17 protein-coding genes and 3 tRNA genes are annotated in these 21,120 nt (G+C 61.6%); 13 read left to right on the forward strand and 7 right to left on the reverse strand.

Annotated features, from left to right (window positions below):
- Window positions 1–23 precede the first annotated feature (23 nt).
- Window positions 24–749, reverse strand: a complete 726-nt coding sequence (ompR, locus tag P9292_RS34945) for a two-component system response regulator OmpR (RefSeq protein WP_008349770.1) — start codon at window positions 747–749, stop codon at window positions 24–26.
- A 243-nt stretch (window positions 750–992) separates the two neighbouring features.
- Between ompR and P9292_RS34950 the strand changes: the two genes are divergently transcribed.
- Window positions 993–1,379 carry a hypothetical protein gene (locus P9292_RS34950; protein WP_284503086.1) on the forward strand — a complete coding sequence of 129 codons (387 nt, stop codon included), beginning with the start codon at window positions 993–995 and terminating at the stop codon, window positions 1,377–1,379.
- 12 nt (window positions 1,380–1,391) lie between these two features.
- The gene (locus P9292_RS34955; RefSeq protein WP_309963693.1) at window positions 1,392–2,381 is read left to right on the forward strand and encodes a DUF1501 domain-containing protein; all 990 of its coding nucleotides are present in this window, start codon (window positions 1,392–1,394) and stop codon (window positions 2,379–2,381) included.
- A gap of 269 nt (window positions 2,382–2,650) precedes the next feature.
- Here P9292_RS34955 and P9292_RS34960 read toward each other — a convergent pair whose 3' ends face one another.
- Entirely contained in the window at window positions 2,651–3,481 is an 831-nt protein-coding gene (locus tag P9292_RS34960; RefSeq protein ID WP_244827930.1) for a squalene/phytoene synthase family protein, read from the reverse strand.
- Between the two features lie 238 nt (window positions 3,482–3,719).
- Here P9292_RS34960 and P9292_RS34965 point away from each other — a divergent pair, with 238 nt between their 5' ends.
- On the forward strand, window positions 3,720–4,106 hold the full coding sequence (locus tag P9292_RS34965; RefSeq protein WP_250464820.1) for a hypothetical protein: 387 nt from the start codon (window positions 3,720–3,722) through the stop codon (window positions 4,104–4,106).
- A 379-nt stretch (window positions 4,107–4,485) separates the two neighbouring features.
- Window positions 4,486–4,572: transfer RNA gene (locus P9292_RS34970), tRNA-Leu, on the forward strand.
- A gap of 66 nt (window positions 4,573–4,638) precedes the next feature.
- Here P9292_RS34970 and P9292_RS34975 read toward each other — a convergent pair.
- Window positions 4,639–5,793, reverse strand: coding sequence for a glycerate kinase (locus P9292_RS34975; protein WP_250509031.1), 1,155 nt, complete (start codon window positions 5,791–5,793; stop codon window positions 4,639–4,641).
- A gap of 557 nt (window positions 5,794–6,350) precedes the next feature.
- On the opposite strand from P9292_RS34975, the gene tig reads away from it, so the two are divergent.
- From tig to P9292_RS35015, 8 genes are all read left to right on the forward strand, one after another.
- Complete coding sequence (gene tig / locus P9292_RS34980) at window positions 6,351–7,697, forward strand: trigger factor (RefSeq protein ID WP_250509030.1); 1,347 nt, start codon at window positions 6,351–6,353, stop codon at window positions 7,695–7,697.
- Window positions 7,698–7,836: 139 nt separating this feature from the next.
- Complete coding sequence (clpP, locus tag P9292_RS34985) at window positions 7,837–8,490, forward strand: ATP-dependent Clp endopeptidase proteolytic subunit ClpP (protein ID WP_244827926.1); 654 nt, start codon at window positions 7,837–7,839, stop codon at window positions 8,488–8,490.
- Window positions 8,491–8,670: 180 nt separating this feature from the next.
- On the forward strand, window positions 8,671–9,942 hold the full coding sequence (gene clpX / locus P9292_RS34990; protein ID WP_244827925.1) for an ATP-dependent Clp protease ATP-binding subunit ClpX: 1,272 nt from the start codon (window positions 8,671–8,673) through the stop codon (window positions 9,940–9,942).
- Between the two features lie 186 nt (window positions 9,943–10,128).
- A complete protein-coding gene (lon, locus tag P9292_RS34995; RefSeq protein WP_244827924.1) occupies window positions 10,129–12,549 on the forward strand; it encodes an endopeptidase La in 2,421 nt (806 codons plus the stop codon).
- Window positions 12,550–12,803: 254 nt separating this feature from the next.
- A complete protein-coding gene (locus P9292_RS35000) occupies window positions 12,804–13,082 on the forward strand; it encodes an HU family DNA-binding protein (protein WP_309845217.1) in 279 nt (92 codons plus the stop codon).
- Between the two features lie 84 nt (window positions 13,083–13,166).
- Window positions 13,167–13,242 (forward strand) — tRNA-Val (locus P9292_RS35005).
- Between the two features lie 39 nt (window positions 13,243–13,281).
- Window positions 13,282–13,358, forward strand: a tRNA-Asp gene (locus P9292_RS35010).
- Between the two features lie 314 nt (window positions 13,359–13,672).
- Window positions 13,673–15,598 (forward strand): SurA N-terminal domain-containing protein, encoded by a 1,926-nt coding sequence (locus P9292_RS35015; RefSeq protein ID WP_309963696.1) that lies wholly within the window; start codon window positions 13,673–13,675, stop codon window positions 15,596–15,598.
- Between the two features lie 94 nt (window positions 15,599–15,692).
- On the opposite strand, the gene P9292_RS35020 is transcribed toward P9292_RS35015, so the two are convergent.
- Together P9292_RS35020 and P9292_RS35025 are read right to left on the reverse strand one after the other, a co-directional pair.
- The gene (locus tag P9292_RS35020; RefSeq protein ID WP_244827921.1) at window positions 15,693–16,034 is read right to left on the reverse strand and encodes a hypothetical protein; all 342 of its coding nucleotides are present in this window, start codon (window positions 16,032–16,034) and stop codon (window positions 15,693–15,695) included.
- Between the two features lie 126 nt (window positions 16,035–16,160).
- A complete protein-coding gene (locus P9292_RS35025) occupies window positions 16,161–16,820 on the reverse strand; it encodes an arylesterase (protein ID WP_370652113.1) in 660 nt (219 codons plus the stop codon).
- Between P9292_RS35025 and P9292_RS35030 the strand changes: the two genes are divergently transcribed.
- Window positions 16,819–17,520, forward strand: coding sequence for an ABC transporter ATP-binding protein (locus tag P9292_RS35030; RefSeq protein ID WP_244827920.1), 702 nt, complete (start codon window positions 16,819–16,821; stop codon window positions 17,518–17,520). The two genes, P9292_RS35025 and P9292_RS35030, sit on opposite strands and share 2 nt — an antisense overlap.
- Window positions 17,521–17,576: 56 nt before the next feature.
- On the opposite strand, the gene pgi is transcribed toward P9292_RS35030, so the two are convergent.
- Both pgi and P9292_RS35040 read right to left on the reverse strand, forming a co-directional pair.
- Window positions 17,577–19,199, reverse strand: coding sequence for a glucose-6-phosphate isomerase (gene pgi, locus P9292_RS35035; protein WP_309963697.1), 1,623 nt, complete (start codon window positions 19,197–19,199; stop codon window positions 17,577–17,579).
- Window positions 19,200–19,393: 194 nt separating this feature from the next.
- Window positions 19,394–20,962 carry an NAD(P)H-hydrate dehydratase gene (locus P9292_RS35040; protein ID WP_309963699.1) on the reverse strand — a complete coding sequence of 523 codons (1,569 nt, stop codon included), beginning with the start codon at window positions 20,960–20,962 and terminating at the stop codon, window positions 19,394–19,396.
- Window positions 20,963–21,120 lie beyond the last annotated feature (158 nt).

Below are 21,120 nucleotides of genomic sequence, written 5' to 3' on the forward strand. Positions count from 1 at the left end.
GACTCGCGTCAAAGCATGAGGCATCAGGCCGCGCCGTCGGGAATGAACACGTAGCCCAGGCCCCACACCGTTTGGATGAAACGCGGGCTGCTCGGGTCCGGCTCGATCAGCTTGCGCAGGCGGGAAATCTGTACGTCGAGACTGCGGTCGAACACTTCGTATTCACGGCCGCGCGCGAGTTCCATCAGCTTTTCGCGCGAGAGCGGCTGACGCGGATGCCGTGCAAACACCTTCAGCACCGAGAATTCGCCCGTGGTCAGCGGAATCTCCTGGCCGTTCTTGGTAAGCGTGCGCGTGGCGAGATTCAGCGCGAATTCACCGAACTCGAATACCTCGGTGGTTTCGGACGGCGCGCCCGGCAACTCCGACGGCGTCTGGCGGCGCAGCACCGCGTGAATGCGCGCGACGAGCTCGCGCGGATTGAACGGCTTCGGCAAGTAGTCGTCCGCGCCCATTTCCAGACCGACGATGCGGTCCACGTCCTCGCCCTTCGCCGTCAACATGATTATCGGCGTGCGGTCGTTGCTTCCGCGCAGCCGGCGGCAGATGGAAAGACCGTCTTCGCCGGGCAGCATGAGGTCGAGCACGAGCAGATCGAAGCGCTCGCGCACCCAGAGTTTGTTCATCGACGGCGCGTTTTCCGCGACATACACGTTGAAGCCTTGCTCGCCCAGATAACGGCGCAGCAAATCGCGCAGGCGCGGGTCGTCGTCGACGACGAGAATTTTGGATGGGTTCTTGGTTTCCATGGCGGCATCTTAGCGCGTTTGTTCAATCGTCGAGTTTGTAACAAAAGCGAGTGTAACAGTCCGTTACAAAATTTACGGCGACTGTGGCACGCCCAAAAGGTTCTATGCGTACACTCCCTTACCTAAGCCCGCCATTCGGTAGATACTCCATTAGACCAGCGCGTCATTTGGCCGGACCAAGCCTTTTGAGACGTGCGCTAAAAGAATGAGGCTGTCCGGTTGTCGAGCAACGAAGGGAAAAACATGTTGGGAGCGCGGCAACGCGGACCCGTGCGCGTCGAGCGCATCTTCAAACTAACGCTTCTCGCCAGCGCGCTCTGCGCCATCCTGAGCACGCACCATGTTTTCGCCCAGACGCCGGGCTTCGCGCGTCCCTCAACCGCTTTCGACACCACGTCCGACACCCGGCCGAATCGCTTCGACGGCCGTATGATTCGCGCGCAGCAGCGCTCGTCCAAGAACGGCAATTTTCCCGACCGCGACACCAAAGCCGCCACGATGCAGCCTGTTCAGCAGGTCGATCAGGCACCGCCCGCGCGTCCTCCGCGCCATACCGTCATGACCGCCGATGAGCGGCGCCTCTTGCGTCAACATATCGAAGAGGCCGTGCGCGATCTCTACAAGCGTTGAGCGCGAGCCGCGATGAACCGACGCCGCTTCATGCAGATTGCCGGCGCGCTTGCAGGTGGCGCGAGCGCGGACGGATTCGCCACGGCGCGTGCGCGACGTTCGATCAAGACGTTCGTGCTCGTCGAACTCAGCGGCGGCAATGACGGCCTCAACACGGTCATCCCGCTCAACGATGATCGCTATCGCGCGCTCAGGCCGACGCTTGCAATCCCGCGCGAGCATGTCTTGCATCTTGATGAGCAAACCGGGCTGCATCCTTCCTTGCTCGCGTTGATGCCGGCTTGGGAAGCGCGCGAATTGGCCATCGTCCAGGGCGTGGGGTATGCGAGCTCCAGCCGCTCGCATTTTCGCTCCCGCGAAATCTGGGATACGGCTTCGAGCGCCGCCCAATATCGCCGTGATGGCTGGCTTGCGCGTTCGGACGCAACGCGTGCGAGCGTCGTTGGCACGGCGGAGGCGGGGCCTTTCGCAAATGCCAGCCGCGCGGTCGAATGGATCGGGCAGGCACGCGCTTCGTTTGCCGCTTCATGCGATGCGGCGTCGCGTTTCATCGTCGGGCGCGCTGAACGTGACAAGGTCGCGCTCGTGCGTCTTACGCTACCGGGGTTCGATACGCATGAGCATCAGGCGGCCAAGCACGCGCGTGTGCTGGCGCAGCTTGCGGACGGGCTCGCTTCGTTGCGACGCGCGTTGATCGCGTCGGGCGACTGGCGCAGCACGCTTGTGATGAGTCATTCGGAGTTCGGGCGCTCCGCTCGTGAAAACGATGCGCGAGGCACCGATCACGGCGCGGCCGCACCACAATTTGTGTTGGGTGGAAGCGTGAGCGGCGGGCTGTATGGGGCAGCGCCACGTTTGGATGACTTGGACGTCGATGGCGGCGTGAGCGTCGGCATCGACTTCAGGCGGGTTTATGCGACGGTTCTGAGCGCGTGCGCGGAGCTCGAATCGGTGGCGAGCCTGGGGCCGTCTTCGGACGCGCTGCCATTGATTCGTGCGTAGACGTTATTGCTATGTTCTAGCGGTCTTCCGTTTCCGGCTCGCGCCATTGAAGAGCCGCCGCTCACGCGTTCGACCCGATCGCTAGCCGCATTGGGCCTGCTGCGCAAGCGCTGCGGTTTATTCGCGTGCATTGGCCGTTTGCAGACACGAATGGCGGAGGCGGTATTCACGAGCGCCTTCGAATCGCGGTGACGACGTCAGCCCGTTGCGCCCCGCGTCCAATCGACGCGCCGAAGAATCAACAGCAATGAAAAGCGCTGTCCACGCACCTATCGCGTCCGCCAGGTGATCCAGAGCTTCCGAATTGGCGTTAGCGCTATCCGCTGGTGCAGCACCTGAAAACCCTCGCGCTCGATCTCGTCGAGCAGCGCAAGCGACAGCGCCGCCTGCGAGCGCAAAACACGTTGCGATGAACGCTCGGCCGGCGGTATTGCGGCAAGCGCATCTTCGAGCGCACGTCGGGCGCGTTCGGTCTGGAAGCGCATCAGTTCCGTGAAGCTATCGCTGTATTTGCGATTGATGATGTCCGCCGCCGTCACGCCGAAGCGCTGCAGTTCGTCGATAGGAACGTAGATGCGTCCATGTCGCGCGTCGTCGCCGATTTCCTGCACGCGCTCGGCCAGCAACAGCGCCGAACCGAGCGGCGCCGCCCACGACGCGGCTTGCGCCGGATCGCGCGCGGTCGCACGCGCGACCGCCGTTCCGAACGCGCCGCCAGTCTGCTCCAGATAGCGACGCAGTCCTGGCCAGTCCAGATAGCGCGCCTGATCGAGATCCATGCCGAAGCCATCGATCAGCGCGCGGCCCGCATCTTCGAGCACGGGTTGCGCCGCGGACGGTGCGTGCGCCAGCAAGGCTTTCGTCACGGGATGCGTGGGTTCACCGGCATCGAGCTTGCCTAGTTCGTTTTGCCACCACGCGTGCTTGGTCCGCCCGATGGTCGGGTCGCTCGTTTCCTTCACGGTCTCTTCGAGTTCGCGCCGCAACGCATAGAGCGCGCTCAAAAGCGGCTGACGCGCCGTGGGCGCGCGACGGAGCGCGTAGTAAGTGCCCGAGCCTTCGGGCGCGGCTTTTTGCTGGCAATAATCGTCGAAATTCACGAACTGAGCTTGTGGGGTAGGCCAAGTGGGGCGGGGCGTCCGGCTTTGATTGTTCTGACGCATGAACGTGACGCGACGCCTATTTTATCCGCCCGCGAAAGGCTCCGCTGCCAGGCGCGGCGAACGTCTTCCCGATGCACGGTGATCGACGCGGATGTGCGCCGACCCACCGACGCCGTTTTCGCGCCGCGCAACACTGGGCGCTCGTGAACGAACCGCGCGCGCACCGGAGGCTGCCATGGCCCTCAGCAAGACCGAGAACAAGCAGTTTGGAGACAGATGCCTGCCGTTTCTCCTGAGAAGCGTGGCAAGCGATTTCGGCTTCGATTTTCGAGTGTGTCCGCGTCAGATGCACGTCTCGCCGACCATGGGACTGCACATCACGGCCAACCGCGCCAGCGATGCAAAGCTGTCTTATCCGCTGAACGTTTTCGTGTTCCTGCCGCCATCTAGCGTGCGGCAGTTTCTGTCGCATATCGACAGGCCGATTGCGGCAGCGCAAGCAAGCGAAAGGATGCCTGACGAGATCAGGAAGCTGATGGGGCAATCGGGTATCGATTTCGCCGGACGCTCGCAGGCCAAAGGCGAAGTGGTCATGGTGGAGTTGGGCGGCGTGTCCGTCTGACGATGCACGCTGCGGCTTCTCGCACTCGATCGCGCGTCGCAATTTGACGAGCCGCGCCGGAGGAGACGCTTTGAACCGTGAACGGATGCGTGAGCCCTGAATCGTTCGCTGTCGGGTGGCTCACAACAGACGCGACTATCCTTGAACCTGGCAACAATCGACGTCGAGGATTCCTGAAGATTCAATGCCTTCCCTGAGCCGAAATCACGCCCCTAGAAAGCTGTCACGGATTTTCCCAGACATCACCAGACGAATGCGTTAGAATCTCGGGCTCGACACACTGGACCGGTGTCGAACACGGCGAAACAGCGCCGGGCGCTTTGCGGCGCCACGCAACCAAGGTTGCGCGGCAAAACGAAACCCCGCTCGAAGTCGTGCTGCGAGGATGGCGAAATTGGTAGACGCACCAGGTTTAGGTCCTGACGCCAGCAATGGTGTGCGGGTTCGAGTCCCGCTCCTCGCACCAAACAAACCCCTTTGTTTCTGAAAGGGGTTTTTTGTTGGCGCTTGCCATTTCGCAAGCACCGACCCTTCACTTTGCTCCAAACCTCAACCGCGTCAACTGCTCCGCTTCGTTCGCCAGCAAGCGCGCGGCATCGCGAATCGCGACATCGAGCGTGATCGGGCCGGGCGCGGGCGAAAAGCATCCGCTGAAAAACTCCGACAGACGCGGCAGCGCCGCCGAATCCACCGCGCCCGACAAAAGCGTCGCCGGCACGCCTGCGTCCCGCGCGTGCCTGCAGGCGATGAACGGCGCCTTGCCGTGCAGCGTCTGCACGTCCGACCGGCCTTCGCCGGTGATGAGCCAGTCAGCGCCCTCGAGTGCCGCATCCAGTCCGATCTCGCGCGCAACCACTTCGGCGCCGGTTTCGAAGCGCGCGCCCAGCATATGCAGCGCGAAACCCAGACCACCCGCCGCGCCCGCGCCCGGCTCGTCGCGCTTGACGATTCCCATCGCCGGTTCGAGTTGATCCGCGAAATGCGCGAGGGCGGCATCGATGGTCGCCACTTGCTCCGGCGTCACGCCCTTCTGCGGACCGAAGATCGCGGTCGCGCCGTGCTCGCCGGTGAGCGGATTATCGACGTCCGACATGCCGATGAACTCCGCTTCCTTCACGCGCGAATCGAGCCCCGACGCATCGATACGCGCGATCTTCGCCAACGCCGACGGCACCGGCTCGAGTTCGCGCCCGTTCGCATCGAAAAGCTTCAAGCCGAGCCCGACGAGCAGACCCGCGCCGCCGTCGTTCGTGCTGCTGCCGCCCAGCGCAACGTAGAACGTGCGCGCGCCCGAATCGAGCAGGGCGCGAATCGCCTCGCCCATGCCAAGCGTGCTGCGCTCCGTGACGGGCGTCGCCATGCCGTCCGGGTCCGTGATGCCGACTACTTCGGCCGTCTCGATGATCGCGCCGCCATCCGCCAGCAATCCGGTCGCCGCGTCGCGCCGGGCCGAAGCCGCGCCGCGCACGTTGAGCAGACGTCGTTCGCCGCCTGCGGAGAGCATGGCGTCGAGCGTGCCTTCGCCGCCATCGGCCATTGGATGAATGCGTATTTCGGCATCCGGACGCGCGCGCAAAATGCCCTCTGCAATGGCGTTGGCAACGCCCTCGGCGGAAAGCGAACCCTTGAACGAATCGGGCGCGATGACGACGACAGGGGCAGACGTGGCAGACGTGACGTTAGGCATGGTGTCTCGAATATTTTCTGTGTGAGTGGACGTTGAAAAGCCGAAGCGAAGCCCGATGTATGCGCATTGCATCGCGCGTCGCCATGCGTATGGCGCATGCGCTTCATGCGTTGAGGTAATCGAGCGCGCAACGCAATGCGCGCTCCTTTCGCTTCTCGTGAATCACGCGCCGGCAAGCTTATCAGCGCTCCGCCCGCAGCAAAATAGCGAAGGTGCGATAACCGCCATCGCAGTGTCGCGCCGATGGACTCAAAATGTGTATTTCGAGTGGAATTGCGCTGAAAAACCGTGCAAATCGCTCGAAACGGGCCAAGCGGGTTTCGTGGTCAGAGGCCGCGCGATTTGTTTGCTAGAATACTTGGCTCTGCCGGCTGACTCGGCGTTGGCGAACATCTGGCGGTCGCGAGATGCGCTCCCTTGTCTCGACATGGCGGCGCGTTTTCGAAGCCCGACATCGCACCCGGCGCGGCTCATGCAGAACTCATCCGGACCCGCGCAACCAGAACCGCGGAAGAACCGAACACCGAACACCCGAATACTCTAGGACGATTGAAGCCATGGCTAACGTAGTTGAAAACCTCGGCAAGCTCGAACGCCGCGTCACCATCTCGCTGCCGAAAGACACCGTGCAGAAGGAAGTGGACTCGCGCATCCGCCAGTTGGCCAAGACCGTGCGCATGCCGGGCTTCCGCCCGGGCAAGGTGCCGCTCAAGATGGTCACGCAGCAATACGGCGGTCAGGTCGAAGCCGAAGTGCTGAGCGACAAGGTCGGCAAGGAATTCTTCGACGTCACGCGCACCGAAAACCTGCGCGTCGCGGGCCAGCCGAGCTTTGCGCCGAAGGTCGAAGCCGCTGCGGAAGACTACGCATTCGACGCGACCTTCGAGGTGTATCCCGAAGTGAAGCTCGGCGACGTCGCCACCGCTGAAATCGAACGCACCGTCACGACCATTTCCGAAGCCGAAGTCGACCGTACGCTCGACATCCTTCGCAAGCAGCGCGTGCACTTCCACGCGCGCGGCGAAGGCGGCGAGCATGGCGACGGCGGCGCGGACACGGCGGCCAAGGAAGGCGACCGCGTCACGCTGGACTTCATCGGCAAGCTCGACGGCGTGCCGTTCGAAGGTGGCAGCGCGGAAGACTTCGCGTTCGTCTTGGGCGAAGGCCGCATGTTGCCGGAATTCGAACAAGCAGCGACCGGCCTGAAGGTCGGCGAAACGCGCGAGTTCGACCTTACGTTCCCCGAGGACTATCACGGCAAGGACGTCGCCGGCAAGACCGCGCAGTTCGCCGTCACCGTGAAAAAGATCGAGTGGCCGCATCTGCCGGAAATCGACGCGGAATTCGCGAAGTCGCTCGGTATCGAAGACGGCGATCTCACGAAAATGCGCGGCGAGATCAAGGACAACCTCGAGCGCGAAGCAAAGCGCCGCACGCAGCAGATCGTGAAGAATCAGGTCATGGACGCGTTGCTCAAGATTTCCGAACTCGACGTGCCGAAGGCGCTGATCGAACAGGACCAGGAACGTCTCGTCGAAATGGCGCGCCAGGATCTGCAACAACGTGGCGTGCCGAACGCTGCCGACGCACCGATCCCCGCCGAAATGTTCGCTGAACAAGCCGAGCGTCGCGTGAAGCTGGGCCTCGTGCTCGCAGAACTGGTGAAGGCCAACGAACTGCAGGCCAAGCCCGAGCAGATCCGCGCGGAAGTGGACGAATTCGCCAAGAGCTACGAAGACCCGAAGGAAGTCGTCCGCTGGTATTATTCGAATCAGCAGCGCCTCTCCGAAATGGAAGCGTACGTCGTTGAAAGCAACGTCGTCGATTTCGTTCTCGGCAAGGCCAAGGTGACCGACAAGGAAGTCAGCTTCGAGGAACTGGCCAGCGCAACGGCGCAAGCCTGACGCGTAGAGCCCGGGGGCGTGCGGGTCGTCGGACTGACGGCCCTCACGCCTTTTTTGCATTAAAGTTTGTGCGTACGCATGCCGTTCTACCGGATGCTCCTTCGTCGATCAGTATCCCTATTCCGAACAAGGAAATTGCATGACCTTTCGCGCTGAATTGCTCGACACACTGGCGTCCCACGCATCGCGGGACTTCGAAGCCCAGGCGCTCGGCCTCGTTCCGATGGTCGTGGAAACCAGCGGCCGCGGCGAGCGTGCCTATGACATCTATTCGCGCCTCCTGAAAGAGCGCGTGGTGTTTCTCGTCGGCGAAGTCAATGATCAGTCGGCGAATCTTGTCGTCGCGCAGTTGCTGTTTCTCGAGAGCGAAAATCCGGACAAGGACATCAGCCTCTACATCAATAGCCCGGGCGGCTCGGTTTCAGCCGGCATGGCGATCTACGATACGATGCAATTCGTCAAACCCGACGTCACCACGCTTTGCATGGGGCTCGCCGCAAGCATGGGCGCGTTCCTGCTGGCGTCGGGCGCTAAGGGCAAGCGCGTCGCGTTGCCGAATGCGCGCGTGATGATTCACCAGCCGCTGGGTGGCGCGCGTGGTCAGGCGTCGGACATCGAAATTCAAGCGCGGGAAATCCTGTACTTGAAGGAGCGTCTGAACCAATTGCTGTCGCATCACACAGGTCAGCCGGTCGAGCGCATTGCACGCGACACCGACCGCGACAACTTCATGTCGGGCGATGACGCGCAAGCGTACGGCATCGTTGACCAGGTTTTGCATAAGCGTCCTTAAGGCGTCCGGAACGACGCCGCGCCGGCTTCCACGAAACACGAAGCCGGCTGTTGCGAGTGGCGCATGCGGCGTCACGCGAAACGCGCCAAAACGCGCTTCGGACGGGCCACACAGGCGAAACTGCGTGGCCGGATCGAAGGGCGTATCATGTAACAAGAGTGTCCGGAGGCTCACACATTTATGGCGGACAAAAAAGGTTCCAGCAGCGAAAAGCTGCTGTATTGCTCGTTTTGCGGCAAGAGCCAGCATGAGGTGAAGAAGCTCATCGCTGGGCCGTCCGTGTTCATCTGCGATGAATGCATCGACTTGTGCAACGAGATCATTCGCGACGAAGCGGCCGGCGCGGCAGAAGAGGCCGGGCTGACCAAGTCCGACCTGCCGAGCCCGCAGGAAATCAGCGACATCCTCAATCAGTACGTCATCGGCCAGGAACGCGCGAAGAAAATTCTCGCCGTGGCCGTGTACAACCACTACAAGCGTCTCAAGCACCTCGACAAGAAAGACGAGATCGAGCTGTCGAAGAGCAACATCTTGCTGATCGGGCCGACCGGCTCCGGCAAGACGCTGCTCGCGCAGACGCTTGCACGCATGCTGAACGTGCCGTTCGTCATTGCCGACGCCACCACGCTGACCGAAGCCGGTTATGTCGGTGAAGACGTCGAAAACATCATCCAGAAGCTGCTGCAGAACTGCAATTACGAAGTCGACAAGGCGCAGCGCGGAATTGTTTATATCGACGAAATCGACAAGATCAGCCGCAAGTCGGATAACCCGTCCATCACGCGCGACGTGTCGGGCGAGGGCGTCCAGCAGGCGCTGCTGAAACTTGTCGAAGGCACGATGGCTTCGGTGCCGCCGCAAGGCGGGCGCAAGCATCCGAACCAGGACTTCATTCAGGTCGACACAACCAACATCCTGTTCGTTTGCGGCGGCGCGTTCGACGGGCTCGAGAAAGTCATTACCGATCGTACGGAAAAAACCGGCATTGGCTTTGGCGCGAGCGTGAAGAGCAAGCAGGATCGCGATGCCGGCGAAGTACTGCGGGATGTGGAACCGGAAGATCTGATCAAGTTCGGTCTTATTCCCGAACTGATCGGCCGTCTGCCGGTTGTGGCCACGCTCGGCAAGCTTGACGAAGCCGCGCTCGTGAAGATTCTGATCGAGCCGAAAAATGCGCTGGTAAAGCAATATCACAAGCTTTTTGCCATGGAACGCGTGGAACTGGAGATTCGTCCGGCGGCACTGCAGGCCATCGCGCAAAAGGCCATTCGTCGCAAGACGGGTGCGCGCGGGTTGCGTTCGATCTTGGAACAAGCGTTGCTCGATGTCATGTACGAGCTGCCGACCATGAAGGGCGTTTCGAAGGTGATCGTCGACGACAACACGATCGACGGCGACGGCAAGCCGTTGCTCATCTACGAAGACGCACCGAAAGTAGCAGGGTCGAACTGAAGCAGGCTGTGTCCCGGCGAAAGGCCGTTCATGGCAACGTGAACGGCCTTTGTTTATTTTTTCGGTTTATTGTGGACGTTACTGACCAGGTCGTCGACTAACGACTTTTCCCTTCCGATAAAGGCTTGCAATAGCTCTTAACGGCCTTACTTACGAACGAACCGATTCCATTAATGGGGAAATGAAATGTCAGGAACCCAACTCCTCCCGCAGGAACGCATCACGTTGCCGCTGCTCCCGCTGCGCGACGTAGTCGTTTTCCCGCATATGGTGATTCCGCTCTTCGTCGGGCGGCCCAAGTCGATCAAGGCGCTCGAAGCCGCGATGGAAGGTGGCAAGCACATCATGCTCGTCGCCCAGAAAACGGCGGCGAAGGACGAGCCGACCGAAAAGGACATGTACGAAGTAGGGTGTGTCGCCAACATCCTGCAAATGCTCAAGCTGCCGGACGGTACCGTGAAGGTGCTCGTCGAAGGCTTGCAGCGCGCAAAGACGCTGTCCATCGAAGAACAGGAAACGCAGTTTTCCTGCGATGTGATGCCGCTCGAACCCGACCACGCCGACAGCGCCGAGACTGAAGCGCTGCGTCGCGCGATCGTGTCGCAGTTCGATCAGTACGTGAAGCTCAACAAGAAGATTCCGCCCGAGATCCTGACGTCGCTGTCGGGCATCGACGAAGCGGGTCGTCTCGCGGACACCATCGCCGCGCATTTGCCGCTCAAGCTCGATCAAAAGCAGCACATCCTCGAGATGTTCCCTGTGATCGAACGCCTCGAGCATTTGCTCGCGCAACTCGAAGCTGAAATCGACATCCTTCAGGTCGAGAAGCGTATCCGTGGCCGCGTGAAGCGCCAGATGGAGAAGAGCCAGCGCGAGTATTACCTGAACGAACAGGTCAAGGCCATCCAGAAGGAATTGGGCGAAGGCGAGGAGGGTGCGGATCTCGAAGAACTCGAGAAGCGCATCACGGCCGCGCGCATGCCGAAGGAAGCCAAGAAGAAGGCGGACGCCGAGCTCAAGAAGCTCAAGCTCATGTCGCCGATGTCGGCGGAAGCCACTGTCGTGCGCAATTACATCGACACGCTTATTGGTCTGCCGTGGCGCAAGAAGAGCAAGGTCAACAACGACCTGACCAATGCCGAGCGCGTGCTCGACGAAGACCACTTCGGTCTGGAAAAGGTCAAGGAACGCATTCTCGAATATCTCGCGGTTCAACAGCGCGTGGAGAAAGTGAAGGCGCCGATTCTGTGCCTCGTCGGGCCTCCGGGCGTCGGCAAGACGTCGCTTGGGCAGTCCATCGCTCGCGCGACCAATCGCAAATTCGTGCGCATGGCGCTTGGCGGCGTGCATGACGAGTCCGAGATTCGCGGGCACCGTCGCACGTATATCGGTTCCATGCCCGGCAAGATTCTGCAAAGCCTGACCAAGGTCGGCGTGCGCAATCCGCTCTTCCTGCTCGACGAAGTCGACAAGATGGGGATGGATTTCCGCGGCGATCCTGCATCGGCGTTGCTCGAAGTGCTGGACCCGGAACAGAACCATACGTTCGCGGACCATTACATCGAAGTGGACTTCGACCTGTCGGACGTGATGTTCGTCGCGACGTCGAACTCGCTGAACATTCCGCCGCCGCTGCTCGACCGGATGGAAGTCATCCGCCTTTCGGGTTACACGGAAGACGAGAAGGTCAGCATTGCGCAGCGTTATCTGTTGCCGAAGCAAAAGCGCAATAACGGTCTGAAGGACGGCGAGATCGAAGTGGCGGAACAAGCCATCCGCGACATCATTCGCTACTACACGCGTGAAGCGGGCGTGCGTTCGCTCGAACGTGAAGTGTCGAAGATCTGCCGCAAGGTCGTGAAGATGCTGTTGCTGAAGAAGGCCGAAGGCGCGGTGAAGGTCGATGGCACGAACATCGACACCTTCCTCGGCGTGCGCAAATACGACTTCGGTCTGGCCGCGAAGGAAAACCAGATCGGTCAGGTGACGGGTCTTGCGTGGACGGAAGTCGGCGGCGATTTGCTGACGATCGAAGCGGCGGTCATGCCCGGCAAGGGCGGTGTGATCCGCACGGGTTCGCTCGGCGACGTGATGAAGGAATCTGTCGAAGCGGCGCGCTCGGTAGTGCGTTCGCGTTCGCGTCGTCTCGGTGTGTCGGACGAGGCCTTCGAGAAGAAGGACATCCACATTCACGTGCCCGAAGGTGCGACGCCGAAGGACGGTCCGTCCGCCGGTATCGCCATGACGACGGCGCTGGTTTCTGTGCTGACCGGTATTCCGGTTCGCGCGGATGTCGCGATGACGGGCGAAATCACGCTGCGCGGCGAAGTGCTGCCTATCGGCGGGTTGAAGGAGAAGCTGCTGGCGGCGCATCGCGGCGGCATCAAGCTCGTGCTGATCCCTGAAGAAAACACCAAGGATCTGGCCGACATTCCGGACAACGTGAAGAACGCCATCGAGATCATTCCGGTTCGCTGGATCGATCGCGTATTGGAACTGGCGCTCGAACGCGCGCCGGCACCGTTGCCGGAAGAAGAAGCCAAGCCGCCAGTGGCCGCTGAAGCGAAGAAAGATGGTCCGGCTGTCGGCGAGTTCGTGAAGCACTGAGCACGCTTCATTGACGCTGTCGCACTTACGGCCCAAGTCGTAAAAAAAGACCCCGCAGGTTCACGCTTGCGGGGTCTTTTTGTTTGCGTCGACGAATTCGAGCAGTGCTTCCAAAGCAGATGAAATCAGGCGCAACCCTCGTTGACACTCCCGTTTCGGCTGCGTTTAATGGCCGCGCATCGAATCGAAAAATCGATGCTGCTCGTTTCGATGCGAAACGACATCGACCACATCGTGCCATTACAGATTCGGGGATCACAATGAACAAGACTGACCTGATCGACCATATCGCGGAGCAAGCCGATCTTTCCAAGGCGGCAGCGGGGCGTGCACTCGAAGCCGTGATCGGCGGCGTGAGCGCGACCTTGAAAAAGGGCGGAACGGTGACGCTCGTGGGGTTCGGAACCTTTGCCGTGGGCAAGCGCGTGGCGCGTACGGGACGCAATCCGCGCACGGGCGCGGCCATCAAGATCAAGGCGGCCAAGGTGCCGAAATTTCGGCCTGGCAAAGCGCTGAAGGATGCGCTAAACTAGCGGACTCGCTGGATACGGCAACTCTTACATGAGCTGCTAGTCAGCGCGGAGTAGCAAAAAGCAGCAACGCTTGAATCGCGGAACGGGTGCTTAGCTCAGTTGGTAGAGCGGCGCCCTTACAAGGCGTAGGTCGGGAGTTCGAGCCTCTCAGCACCCACCAGTTTCCGGTTCACAGCAGTTAGGGTTGAGCATCAAGCAAGGAGCGGTAGTTCAGTTGGTTAGAATACCGGCCTGTCACGCCGGGGGTCGCGGGTTCGAGTCCCGTCCGCTCCGCCAGGATCGACTGAAAGAGTCCCGCAAGTCACAAGCTTGCGGGACTTTCTCTTTTCCGCTTCTTGATTAAGATTCCGAAGCAATTTACAGCGTCGACGCGTCTCGTGCATTGCCAAATTTGCAGGCATTGCGATAATGCCGCCGAATCTTCCGCATGAACGGTTAAGCCTTTGAGTACGAAGGATTTTCCGCTTCCTGGAACATAGATGGACCACCAAACGCGGCTCCCACCGGAAGCCTTACACCCCGACTTGTCGCCTTTTCCCCTCGCGCTGTTGTAATATCGAGCGTTTTGTTCTAACCACGCAGCGCTACGCATGCTCGACTTCTTCCGTAATCACCAGCGCCTGATGATGGCCCTGCTGATCCTGATCATCGTGCCGGGTCTCGGCATTGTCGGGATTCAGGGTTTCAGCAACTTTTTCGACGAAAGCGCTTACGTCGCCAGCGTGAACGGTCACAAGATCACGCGCCCCGAATTCGATAACGCCTTCCGCCAGCAAGTGGATCGCGCGCGCTCCATGCTGGGCGCTCAGTTCGACGCCCGCATGTTCGACACGCCCGAAGCGCGCGCCGCCATGGTCGACAGTCTCGTGCAACAGCGCGCGCTGTCGGACGAGACGCAACGCCTGCATCTGACCGCATCCGACGACGCCGTGCGTCGCGCGCTGCTGTCCGATCCGATCGTCGCGTCGCTGCGCAAGCCCGATGGCTCCGTCGACATCGAGCGTTACAAGGAAATGCTCGCCATGCAGGGCATGACGCCCGCGCAGTACGACGAGCGCATGCGCTACACAATCGCAAATCAGCAGATCCCGGCAAGCATTCAGGAGTCTTCGTTCACCTCGAAGTCGCTCGCGCAGAGCCTGACCGAATTGTCCGAGCAGCGTCGCGCGGTGCAGGGCATGTCGCTGCGCGCGGCGGATTACGCCGCGAAAGTTCAACCCACCGACGCGCAACTGCATTCGTACTACGACGCGCATCGCAATGACTTTGCCACGCCCGAGACCGCGACCATTCAGTACCTCGTGCTGTCGCCGTCCACGCTCGCGGCGGCATCGAAGCCGAGCGACGCCGATCTCAAGAAGTTCTACGACGACAACATCCAGCGCTACCGCACGGAAGGTCAGGTGCGCGCGAGTCACATCCTCGTGAACGCGCCGAAGGACGCCAGCGCGGCCGACAAGGCGAAGGCGAAGCAGAAGGCCGAACAATTGCTCGCGCAAGTAAAGGCGCATCCCGATCAGTTCGCGCAAGTAGCGGAGAAGAATTCGGAAGATCCGGGCTCGGCGTCGAAGGGCGGTGACCTCGGTTACTTCGCGCGCGGTCAGATCGCGGGCGGCAAGGCTTTCGACGACGCCGCGTTCAACCTGAAAAAGGGCGAAGTGAGCGATATCGTCGAGTCGGACTTCGGTTACCACATCATTCAGGCAACGGACGTCAAGCCGTCGGTTACGCAGTCGTTCGACGAAGTGAAGGAAGCGCTCGCCAAGGACTACGCCGCGCAACAGGGCAGCAAAGGCTTTGCAGAAGCAGCGCAAGGCTTCACCGACACCGTCTACGAACAGGCGAAGTCGCTGCAGCCCGCGGCCGACAAATACAAGCTCACGGTTCAGACCGCTACGGTCGGTCCGAAGCTCAACACGCAATTGCCGCAGGACAATCCGCTCAACAATGCGAAGTTTCTGGCGGCCGTGTTCTCACCGGACTCGGTGAAAGATCACAACAACACCCAAGCCGTCGATGCAGGCAACAACACGCTGATCGCCGCGCGTGTGACCGACTACAAGGCTTCGACCGTTCCCGCGTTCGACGCCGTGAAGGACGCGGTACGCACGAAGGTCGTCGCGCAAGACGCAGCTGCGATGGCGCTCAAGGAAGGCCAGACGAAGCTTGCCGATCTGCAGAAATCGAAGTCGACCGATGGCTTCACGTCACCGATCATCGTCTCGCGCAACGACGCGCAGGGCTTGCCGCCTGCCGCGTTGAGCGCGATCTTCAAGGCGGATGCCTCGAAGTTGCCCGCGTACGTCGGCGTCGACCTCGGCACGGACGGCTATGCGATCTATCGCGTCAACGGTATCGAGAAAGCCAACGCGGTGGCCGCGGATCGTCTCGCCGGCGCGCAGCAGCAGATCGCGCAGGTCTATGCTCAAGCCGAGATGGAAGCGTATATCGACTCGTTGAAGGCGCGCTCGAAGGTCAAGCTGAGTCAGGCGCCGGTGCCTGCGGCCAATCAATAAGAAGCAGTAAAACGTCAGTCGCACAAAAAAGCCCCGTGTCCGAAAGGACGCGGGGCTTTTTCATTGCTGCCCGATGTAACCAGCAACAGTGTCCTTACAGGCAAGCCTGAATGTCGCCCGTCGCCTGGCTGCCAGCGGCACCCGATGCGCGGAAACCCACCCACGAGCCCGGACCGGACCACTTCGGACGCACCACGGCAGCCGCGCCATTCGGCGGCTGCTGACCCGGCACATAGACATCGACGGCCTGATCGTTGGCAAGCGTATCTTGCGACACGACTTGTTGTTGCGTCTTGTCAGCCCATGCATGCGAGACGCATTCGGCGACCGCCTTGACCGGCTTGTCGCTCATGCCGACTTGCTGCACGCCTGCGGGCGGTTGAGCGGCACATGCCGAAATCGCGATGGTCAATGCAACCAGAGGGAAGTATTTCACGTGACCTCCTTGTAGAGCGCTCTCTTGCGAGCGGGGTTATAAGAGTTACGCGAAAGTCTCAGATAACTGAATCTTGGCCGTGTTCCGCGTTTGTTGGAAAAGCTGTCGCGGCTGGCGTCTTCGTTGTTACGACGCACTTGCGCCCAGCAAGGGTTTCAAGCTTGGCCAGACGTTTTCTAATAGCAATGGCTGGGCCTGCACCGTCGGATGAATCTGGTCCGACTGGAACATCGTCGGCTTGTTTTCGATCCCGGCAAGCAGGAAAGGGACGAGCGCCACGTTCTTGTCCTTGGCGATGCGTTCATAGATGGCGTGGAACTTTTGCGAATAGTCGGGGCCGTAATTGGGCGGAACGTACATGCCGATGAGTAAAACCTTCGCATGCGCCGCCTGCGATGCCTCGACTATTCCACGCAGATTTGTCTCGGTGGTGGCAAGCGGCACGCCGCGCAAGGCATCGTTCGCGCCGAGTTCCACGACTACCACCGCCGGCTTGATACGCGTGAGCACGGCGGTCAATCGCGCGCGTCCGCCGCTCGTGGTGTCGCCGCTGATGCTCGAATTGGCGACGCTATAATCGAGACGCTCTTTCGCAAGCCTTTGGCGCAGCAGATTGACCCAGCCGGTATCGCGAGGCAATCCGTATTCGGCGGAAAGGCTGTCGCCGAGCACGACGATTGCAGGCTTGTTCGTCGCTGCGTCTTGTGCATGCAGCGCGGAACTTGCCGCAAGCATTGTCAAGGCGACGCAAGCACGCGCGCTCCAGTTCTTTTTCAGGGTGTCCATGCAAAACAATATCGAGCCGGTCATCGAAGTTCGGGGTTTAAGCAAGCGGGTGAAGGACGCAACGGGCGAGCTCACGATACTCGATCAGATCGATCTGTCCATCGCGAAGGGCAGCAGCGTGGCGATCGTCGGGGCATCGGGCTCGGGCAAGTCGACACTGCTCGGCCTGCTCGCGGGTTTGGACAGCGCGAGCGCGGGCTCGGTTCGTTTATTGGGCAAGGAGCTTTCCACGCTCGATGAAGACCAGCGCGCCGCGCTCAGAAGCGGCGCGGTCGGTTTCGTGTTCCAGTCGTTCCAGTTGATGCCGCATCTCACCGCGCTCGAGAACGTCATGCTGCCGCTCGAACTGCGCGCGGAGTTGCCGCACGATCAGATTGCCGCGCGCGCGCGCTCGCTGCTCGATCAGGTCGGTCTCGCGCAACGCACGGCGCATTATCCCAAGCTGCTGTCCGGTGGCGAACAGCAACGCGTGGCGTTGGCGCGCGCCTTCGTCACGCATCCGGCGGTGCTGTTCGCCGATGAACCCACCGGCAGCCTCGACGCCGCCACGGGCTATGCCATCATCGATCTCATGTTCGCGATGAACGAACGCAACGGCGCGACGCTCGTGCTCGTCACGCACGACGTCGAACTCGCCGAACGTTGCGATGCCACCGTGACGATCGAAGCAGGGCGGCTCGTCAATGGCCTGAGCGTATAAAAAAGCCCGCATCGACCGATGCGGGCCGATGCGGGCTTTAACGACGCAACCAGCCGTCAGTACTTCAAGGCCTTGCGTGCGCGCTCGATCAACGCGGAGGTCGAGGCATCGTGCTTCTTCGGATCGGTGCTCGCGGCGATGATATCCGCCTCGACCACCTTGCCGAGAATCTTGCCGAGTTCCACGCCCCACTGATCGAACGAGTTCACGTCCCACACCGCGCCCTGCACGAGCACCTTGTGTTCGTACAGCGCGATAAGCGCGCCGAGCGCCTCGGGCGTGAGCGCATCGAGAATGATGGTCGTGGTCGGCCGATTCCCCGGAAAGCTCAAATGCGTGGCAAGTTCTTCCTTGCCCGGGCCCGCGACCTTCTTCGCCTCTTCGAGCGTGCGGCCAAGCATCAGCGCTTCGCTTTGCGCGAAGCAGTTGGCGAGCAGCTTCGCATGGTGATCGACGAGCGGATGCTCAGGCGTGAGCACGGCGATGAAATCGATCGGGATGATGGTCGGCCCTTGATGCAGCATCTGGAAAAACGCGTGCTGGCCGTTCGTGCCGGGCTCGCCCCAGATCACGGCAGCGGTCGGGTAATCGACCATGCCGCCTGCTAGCGTCGCCGACTTGCCGTTGCTTTCCATCTCCAGTTGCTGAAGATACGAAGGCAGATAGTGCAGCGCCTGCGAATAAGGCGCGATCAGATCGCTCTGCGAGCCGAAGAAGTTGCGATACCAGATGCCGATCATGCCCATCAGCACGGGCAGATTCTTGTCGAGCGGCGCTTCGCGGAAGTGTTGATCCATCGCGTACGCGCCTTCCAGCAGCGCGTCGAAGTTCTTCGGTCCGACCGAGATCACGATGGACAGGCCCACCGCCGACCACAGCGAATAGCGCCCGCCGACCCAGTCCCACATCTCGAAGACGTTTTCTTTCGCGATGCCGAACTTGACCACTTCCGCCGGGTTCGCCGAGACGCCGACGAAGTGCTTCGAAAGCTCGCTTTCCGGGCAGCCCTGCTTCAAGAACCAATCGCGCATGGAGTGCGCGTTGGTCATGGTTTCGAGCGTCGTGAAGGTCTTGGAGACGATGATCGCGAGCGTCTCTTCGGCATCGACTTGCTGGAGCACGTTCCAGAGATCGGCGCCATCGACATTGGAGACGAAATGCGTGTCGAGTTCTTTCGATGCCAGATGATGCAGCGCGTGCACGACCATCTTCGGCCCGAGGTCCGAGCCGCCGATGCCGATGTTCACCACATGGCGGATACGCTTGCCGGTATAGCCGGTCCACGAGCCGTCGCGGACCTTGTCGGCGAACGCGGCCATTTTCGCGCGCTCGGCGCGGACCTGTTCGGCGAAGGGCGCGTCGTCGGTTTGCGCGCGCAGCGCCGTATGCAGCACCGCGCGATGTTCCGTGATATTGACGATATCGCCCGCGAACATGGCGTCGCGGCGCTCGATCACCTTCGCCTCTTCGGCGAGTTGAATGAGCAGCTTGAGCGTGGCGTCGGTGATGCGGTTCTTGGAGAAGTCGATGCTGATACCGCCGCCGTCGAACGTGAAGCGCTCGGCGCGCGTGGGCGCGGTGTCGTTTTGCGGCGCGAACCAGTCGCGCAGGCGCTCGCCGGACATGGCATCGTAGTGCGATTGGAGCGCCGACCAGGCGGGTAGCGATTTGAGCGTCATAACGGTTCGATAGTCCTGAGTGACAAAGGAAACGTTCGTGCAAAGGCGGCTTGGCGGGTGGCGTCAGTCAGTTCGTGAACGCGACCAGCGGTGCCGCGGATGCTCGAATGTAAGAAGCAAGAGGCAGTATAGCGACGATGCATGAACGAATGCTTGCAAGGCGTCATCGCGGCGCCGTGCAAGCCTCGCGCGAATCAGGCGCGCTGCTGCCGTTTATAGAAGCGCCGATTGATGAGACTGCGCACGGCAGGCGCAAGTTCGCCCGCCGTCAGTCCCGCAGGCCCGGTGCCTTCGCTCGCCAGATGCTCGGCGGCCTGCCCGTGAAAGTACACGCCTGCCAGCGCCGCCTCATACGCAGGCAACTTTTGGGCGAGCAATGCTCCGATCAATCCGCCGAGCACGTCGCCGGTGCCGCCGGTGGCGAGTCCTGCGTTTCCGGTCGGATTGATGGCGACGCGGCCATCCGGCGACGCGATGACCGTGCCCGAGCCTTTCAGCACGATGACCGCCGAATAACGCGTTGCCAACCGACGCGCGGCCGCGATGCGGTCCGCCTGAACCGCCTTTGCATCGGTTTGCAAGAGCCGCGCGGCTTCTAGCGGATGCGGCGTGAGCACGCACGGATTGCCCCTGGCGCCGCGTCCCGCGACTTCTGCGGCGAGGGCGTCGTCTTTCGAGACGAGATTTAGCGCATCGGCGTCGAGCAGCTTGGCGACGTCGAGCTTCAGGACATCGGCGAGCACTTTTCTCGCGCGGTCGCTCTTGCCCATGCCGCAGCCGATCGAAAGCGCGTCCATCTTTTCGAGCGCGAAGTCGTCGACGTGATGCAGCATCAGTTCGGGATGCGGCGGATCGTAGGACGGCGCACCTTCGCCTAGAAACGCCACGTTGACCTTGCCCGCGCCACCGTAGAGCGCCATGCGCGCGGCGAGGATGGGCGCGCCGCACATGCCGGTATCGCCGCCAATCACGGCAAGCGTGCCGAATGTGCCCTTGTTGGTCGCATTGTCGCGCGGCGGCATGTGGGCCGCGAAAAGGGCCGGCACGTTGAGCACGATGGAAGGCGCGGCGGGCGGCTCGATGTCGAGCGTTGCGACATGCAGCGTGCCGCACAGATCGCGGCCTTCCGCCGTGAAATGGCCCGGCTTCGCGCCGATGAACGTGATCGTCTCGTTCGCGCGCACGCTTGCGCCGCCCGCGACGGGTGCGCCGGTGTCGCTGTCGAGACCGCTCGGGACGTCGAGCGCGAGCACTCGGCCATAGTCGCGGCTGTCGGCATCGCGCGCGCTTTGCGACAGACGTGTCGCGATGTCGGCGAACACGCCGTCCAGCACCCGTGTCAGGCCGATGCCGAACATGCCGTCGATCAGCCAGCCGAATTCATCGAACGATGCGGGGACTTCGGTGTCGATCGTCACGCCTGCGGCACGCGCTGCTTCGAGCGCCCAGCGGGCGTCGTCGGGCTTGACCTCGACCGGCATGCAAACGCGCACCGTCACTCCCGCGCGGTGAAGCCGCTCAGCCATCACGAGCGCATCGCCGCCGTTGTTGCCGGGGCCGGCGACGATCCAGACGGGCTTCTTCGTATGAAGGTCGCGCGTATCGAGCAGAAGCTGTGCGGCGGCGGCGCCTGCGCGGGCCATCAGCGTGTGAGGCGGCAGCGCGGCAGCGGCGCGCGCTTCGAGCGAACGCAGCTCCGTGAGCGTCAGGAGCGCAAGGGCATCGTCGCGGGGCGTGAAGTAGGGCGGTCGGGGATCGGTCATGTCGACGATGATAGGCGTGCAGCGAACATTGCGCCGATTCGCACCGTTCGTGCCTGAAGCAGGTGGCGATTCGGCTCGACCAGGATCGCAAGTTTCGTGAGTCGCTCAAAGACGCGCGCGGCTCGCACAAACCGAATGCCAAGCCGACGCAGCCACTA

Origin of the sequence: Caballeronia sp. LZ001 (assembly GCF_031450875.1) — a bacterium.
In the GTDB taxonomy this organism is placed as follows: Bacteria; Pseudomonadota; Gammaproteobacteria; order Burkholderiales; family Burkholderiaceae; genus Caballeronia.

Bases quoted from the DNA above. Each gene is read 5' to 3' on its own strand.
- ompR (WP_008349770.1), bottom strand. From the start codon at position 749: ATGGAAACCAAGAACCCATCCAAAATTCTCGTCGTCGACGACGACCCG.
- P9292_RS34950 (WP_284503086.1), top strand. From the start codon at position 993: ATGTTGGGAGCGCGGCAACGCGGACCCGTGCGCGTCGAGCGCATCTTC.
- P9292_RS34955 (WP_309963693.1), top strand. From the start codon at position 1,392: ATGAACCGACGCCGCTTCATGCAGATTGCCGGCGCGCTTGCAGGTGGC.
- P9292_RS34965 (WP_250464820.1), top strand. From the start codon at position 3,720: ATGGCCCTCAGCAAGACCGAGAACAAGCAGTTTGGAGACAGATGCCTG.
- P9292_RS34975 (WP_250509031.1), bottom strand. From the start codon at position 5,793: ATGCCTAACGTCACGTCTGCCACGTCTGCCCCTGTCGTCGTCATCGCG.
- tig (WP_250509030.1), top strand. From the start codon at position 6,351: ATGGCTAACGTAGTTGAAAACCTCGGCAAGCTCGAACGCCGCGTCACC.
- clpP (WP_244827926.1), top strand. From the start codon at position 7,837: ATGACCTTTCGCGCTGAATTGCTCGACACACTGGCGTCCCACGCATCG.
- clpX (WP_244827925.1), top strand. From the start codon at position 8,671: ATGGCGGACAAAAAAGGTTCCAGCAGCGAAAAGCTGCTGTATTGCTCG.
- lon (WP_244827924.1), top strand. From the start codon at position 10,129: ATGTCAGGAACCCAACTCCTCCCGCAGGAACGCATCACGTTGCCGCTG.
- P9292_RS35015 (WP_309963696.1), top strand. From the start codon at position 13,673: ATGCTCGACTTCTTCCGTAATCACCAGCGCCTGATGATGGCCCTGCTG.
- P9292_RS35030 (WP_244827920.1), top strand. From the start codon at position 16,819: ATGCAAAACAATATCGAGCCGGTCATCGAAGTTCGGGGTTTAAGCAAG.
- P9292_RS35025 (WP_370652113.1), bottom strand. From the start codon at position 16,820: ATGGACACCCTGAAAAAGAACTGGAGCGCGCGTGCTTGCGTCGCCTTG.
- pgi (WP_309963697.1), bottom strand. From the start codon at position 19,199: ATGACGCTCAAATCGCTACCCGCCTGGTCGGCGCTCCAATCGCACTAC.
- P9292_RS35040 (WP_309963699.1), bottom strand. From the start codon at position 20,962: ATGACCGATCCCCGACCGCCCTACTTCACGCCCCGCGACGATGCCCTT.